Source organism: Limnospira sp. PMC 289.06, assembly GCF_032350395.1.
Lineage (GTDB): Bacteria > Cyanobacteriota > Cyanobacteriia > Cyanobacteriales > Microcoleaceae > Limnospira > Limnospira platensis.
The window spans coordinates 1-4,515 of record NZ_JARPLC010000208.1; the positions used below are offsets into that span (position 1 = coordinate 1).

The window sequence follows — 4,515 nt, forward strand, 5'->3', positions numbered from 1 at the left end:
CCCTCCCCCACCTGCTACGCGAGGATGGGGGTTTCTCGGAGAATTTTTGATGAAAGATAACTATTTTCTGACTAGCAAGGCTGCCCACAGTTATGATACATCGAAGCCAAAGGCTTTTGGGTTTCGGCTATGGTCAATGCGGCGGGGTATGAGTTTACTAGCTACCCCCTTGATCTTAGGGGCGATCGCTGATTTACCGACAATTCCTAAAGCGATCGCCAATGAATTACCAACCTCCCCAACCTCCCCAGAATACCTAGTACAAGCCCAAATCATCCACGTCAACCCCGCCACCGGAACCGATAACGACACGGTAACAGGTTCTCAAGCAGCCCCTTTCCGTACCATCACTTATGCTATGTCCAGGGCTACCCCCGGCACCACTATTAAGTTAGCCCCCGGAACCTACAGCCCAGAGACCGGGGAAGCATTCCCCATTAACATCCAACCAGGAGTTATCCTACTGGGTGATCAATCTAATAATGGTCGGAATGTGTTGATTATTGGTGGGGGTAATTTTGTCAGTCCGAGTCTGGCTCGTCAAAATGTCACCATCAGAACTATGGGAGACCCTCAAATTTTGGGAGTCACCATTACCAACCCCAACACCAGAGGGACTGGGATTTGGGTTGAATCCTCTAACCCGACCATCAGTAACTCAACTTTTGTCAATAGCAAACGGGATGGGGTTTTTATCAGTGCGGAAGGTAACGCCACCATCACTAACAATATTTTTGCCCAAAATGATGGTAATGGTATTTCGGTGGCTCGTTCTGGCGGTGGACTGATTAGGGGGAATCTGTTTCAAAATACTGGTTTTGGGATTTCGATTAATGATGATTCCGCCCCGAAAATTGTGGAAAACCAGATTGTGGACAACCGGGACGGGGTGATGGTTTCCCATACGGCTAAACCGATTTTACGCAATAACTTGATCGAAAATAATCAGCGCGATGGTATTGTGGCGATCGCTACTTCACAACCTAACTTAGGAACAGCAGGGGATCCGGGTCAAAACCTGATCCGCAATAACCAGCGCTACGATGTATATAATGCCACCCGAGGTAACAGCATCTCTGCAGTCGGTAATGAAATCGACGAAAGCCGCATTTATGGAGTGGTTGAATATGTACTGGCCGCTGTCACACCCCCTAACTTGGGTCTGGAAGTTGGCACTATTTCTGACCTACAAGGACATTGGGCTCAGTCCTATATGGAAGCATTAGTCAGCCTAGGGATTATGTCAGGATTTGAGGATGGTTCTTTCCGTCCTGATGAGCCAGTGACCAGGGTACAATTTGCGGCGATCGTCAAAAATGCTTTTACCCCCGCCGCCCAACAATCAGGATCTCAATTCCCTGATGTTCCCAGCAACTTCTGGGGTTATCAAGCCATTCAATCCGCCTATCAAGGTGGGTTTATTTCAGGATTTCCTGACGGTCAGTTTCGACCCAATGACCCCATTACCCGCATTCAAAGCATTGTTGGTTTAGCCCAAGGACTTGGCTACCAGTCGGACAATATTGATATCCTCTCCATCTATCAAGATGCAGCAGAGATTCCAACTTGGGCGCTTCCCTCTGTTGCGGGAGCCACAACCGGAAATTTGGTAGTTAACTATCCTAACCAAAGCCAACTCAACCCCAATCGTGTGGCCACCCGCGCCGATGTAGCCGCATTTGTCTATCAGGCTTTAGTCAACGCCGGGAAAGTTCAGGCGATTAACTCCCCCTATTTGGTGAGTAGCCCTCTCTAGGGGTGGGTTTCACAGTCCCTAGACCTGTCGCAGTTAAAATAGCCAGCTACCCAATTGGATAGCTGGCTTTGGATTTAATATGTTTAGGGTCTTTATCAGAAACAGGAGTTAACAAGTGCTTGAGCGGCTCAACTACGGGCTGATACCTGCCTAAGTTCTTGGTTCCTGCTATCGCTGACCCCAATTGAACGAAAACGGGTATTTATATTTAGGGCCTTTATTTTGGCTGACCCCAATTGAGCTTCTATCATTATTATTACAGGTATCATGACCAAATCTCAAATTTCGTAATATTTTCTTTATTTTTTTGTCAGTTGTTTGCGAAATATATATTTTTGTCTAGGGACATAAAGTTTTGTTACTTAGATTTGGGCGATCGCTGTTCTAGGCGAAATAGCCAAACCATTAAAGCTACCACCCCCACCTGAAGCGCAAAGTTGGGTAAGGCGGTCCCTACATCCCGTCCTGACAGGAGTTGAGCCAAAAAAACCACCGCCCCAATTAATCCAGAGGCGGCGAAGGATACATATATAAACTGTCGCAGTCCTCGATAGGGTGCTTTGGATTCGGCTTTCAGACGCTCATAAAGTTCTGGGTCGAGATTTCTGGGATTAATGCGATCGCTTTTTGACTTAGGCATAGGTAATATAGTTTTGAGTTGATGTCTGTATTCTAGGATTAGGGGTCGAGAGAGATGTCACCATTTCCCCCTCCCATTCAAAACCGTAGGTGATAGTTTCCCATCATAGGGCTCTAGTGGTGCTTCCACATCCCGATAATTGGCATAGACACGAAAAACTTCATGATGTGACGCACGCGCAGATTGCTCCATTGTTAAGGATGCAGCATTGGCGTTGTCTAGCGCCGTTTGATCATCATGACAATTGAGCTTTCACAGCAGCACCTGCCTACCTTAAATTAGAATATATATGGCGTCACAGTTTCCCATTCTTTTAGTGTAAGTCAAGTTCGGGAATTTGTCAATAGTAATTATGATAAATCTGTAATAATTATTAATTGTTAATTGTAGGGGCGCGCCTCCGCTGTCAATTCTCAATTCCTCACGACCATATAATAAACCCGCCCTGCGCCATGGATTAACGGATTGACAATCTGGGTAGGTAAGATTATCATATTTATCATGGGAAATTTCCCAAAAATATCAGCATTAAAAATCGCATCAATTCATTGAGGGGGATACCCAGATGATTGAGTCATGGAATGAGCTAAACCCTGTAGCCGATGATAGCGAATTAATCTCGGTAGCAGAAGGACTGATAACAGTACAGATTTCAACGCCACCAGAGTTCGCCAATACGTGGCTACTGGAAGCCAATGATAGGACTACTGGTGGCAAGGCCATCACCACCGGCCTTGATGGGTCTATTTATATGACAGGTTCTATTAGGGGCGACCTGAATGGAGAAATCAATCAGAGTGGTACTGATAGCTTTATTATCAAATACGAACCCGATGGGACTCTGGTATGGACAAGGCTGTTGGGAGGCAACTATTCTAACTCTTATGGTAATGCCCTCACCACAGGCCTTGATGGGTCTATTTATATGGCGGGCTATACTCAGAGTGACCAGATTGTAGAAATTCCTCGACAGCCATACGAAATTCCCAGCAGTGAAAACGATGTGTTTCTCGCCCGGTATGAACCCGATGGCAGCCAGGTATGGACAACCCGGTTAGCAAGCAATAGGTCGGAAATAGCCCATGCCCTCACCACCGGCCTTGATGGGTCCATTTATGTAGCTGGCTTTACTAACGGCGACCTAGGTGGGGAAATAAATAATGGTGGCACGGATGCCTTTATCAGCAAATACGAACCCGATGGGACTGTGACATGGACAAGGCTGTTAGGAACCAGTAATTGGGATGGTGCCAGAGCCCTCACCACTGGCTTTGATGGGTCTATTTATATGGCGGGTGAGACTTGGGGCGACCTGAATGGGGAAATTAATCAGAGTGGTGCTGATGGCTTTATTGCCAAATACGAACCCGATGGGACTCTGGTATGGACAAGGTTGTTGGGAAGCAATGGTTGGGGGGCAGCTAATGCCCTCAGCACCGGCCTTGATGGGTCTATTTATGTCGCTGGTCTAACCGAGGGCGACATCAACGAGGAAATTTTTAATCGTGGCGGGAATGCCTTAATCAGCAAATACGAACCGGAGGATGGGACTCTGGTATGGACAAGACAGTTGGGAACCCCTAATCCTGACGAAGCCAATGCCCTCACCACCGGCCTTGATGGGTCTATTTATATGGCGGGTTGGACTCAAGGCAACCTGGCTGGGGAAATGAATCGTGGTTATTCCGATGGCTTTATCGCCAAATACGAAACTGATGGGGCTTTGACATGGATAAGACTGTTAGCAAGCAATGAGTGGGACGGAGTAAATGACCTCAGCACCGGCCTTGATGGGTCTATTTATGTGGCTGGAAATGCCTTTATTCGGATGATAGTTGATGGGACTGCACCAGAAGAACCTGCACCCCCGCCGCCGGAGTTAATGCACCCATTGTTACCTCTCAACGGTGATTATATTCCCATAGCGGGAGACTTTAATGGTTCAGGAATCACAGATATTCTCTGGTATGCTCCCGGTCTTGACCCGGATTATATGTGGTACTTTCATGCAGATGGTAGTTATGGGAGTCGTTTGTTTATGATAAATGGTTATTATATCCCCGTAGCGGGAGACTTTAATGGTTCAGGAATCACAGATATTCTCTGGTATGCTCCCGGG

3 protein-coding genes are annotated in these 4,515 nt (G+C 47.0%); 2 read left to right on the forward strand and 1 reads right to left on the reverse strand.

All coding sequences use genetic code 11. The features are described 5' to 3' along the window. Positions 1 to 49 precede the first annotated feature (49 nt). The gene (locus P5674_RS23265; protein ID WP_014274536.1) at positions 50 to 1,756 is read left to right on the forward strand and encodes a DUF1565 domain-containing protein; all 1,707 of its coding nucleotides are present in this window, start codon (positions 50 to 52) and stop codon (positions 1,754 to 1,756) included. Between the two features lie 358 nt (positions 1,757 to 2,114). On the opposite strand, the gene P5674_RS23270 is transcribed toward P5674_RS23265, so the two are convergent. Beyond that, on the reverse strand, positions 2,115 to 2,396 hold the full coding sequence (locus P5674_RS23270; RefSeq protein WP_006618455.1) for a DUF3493 domain-containing protein: 282 nt from the start codon (positions 2,394 to 2,396) through the stop codon (positions 2,115 to 2,117). 565 nt (positions 2,397 to 2,961) lie between these two features. Here P5674_RS23270 and P5674_RS23275 point away from each other — a divergent pair. Further along, the coding region (locus tag P5674_RS23275; protein WP_315670331.1) for an SBBP repeat-containing protein at positions 2,962 to 4,515 on the forward strand (1,554 nt) is incomplete at its 3' end.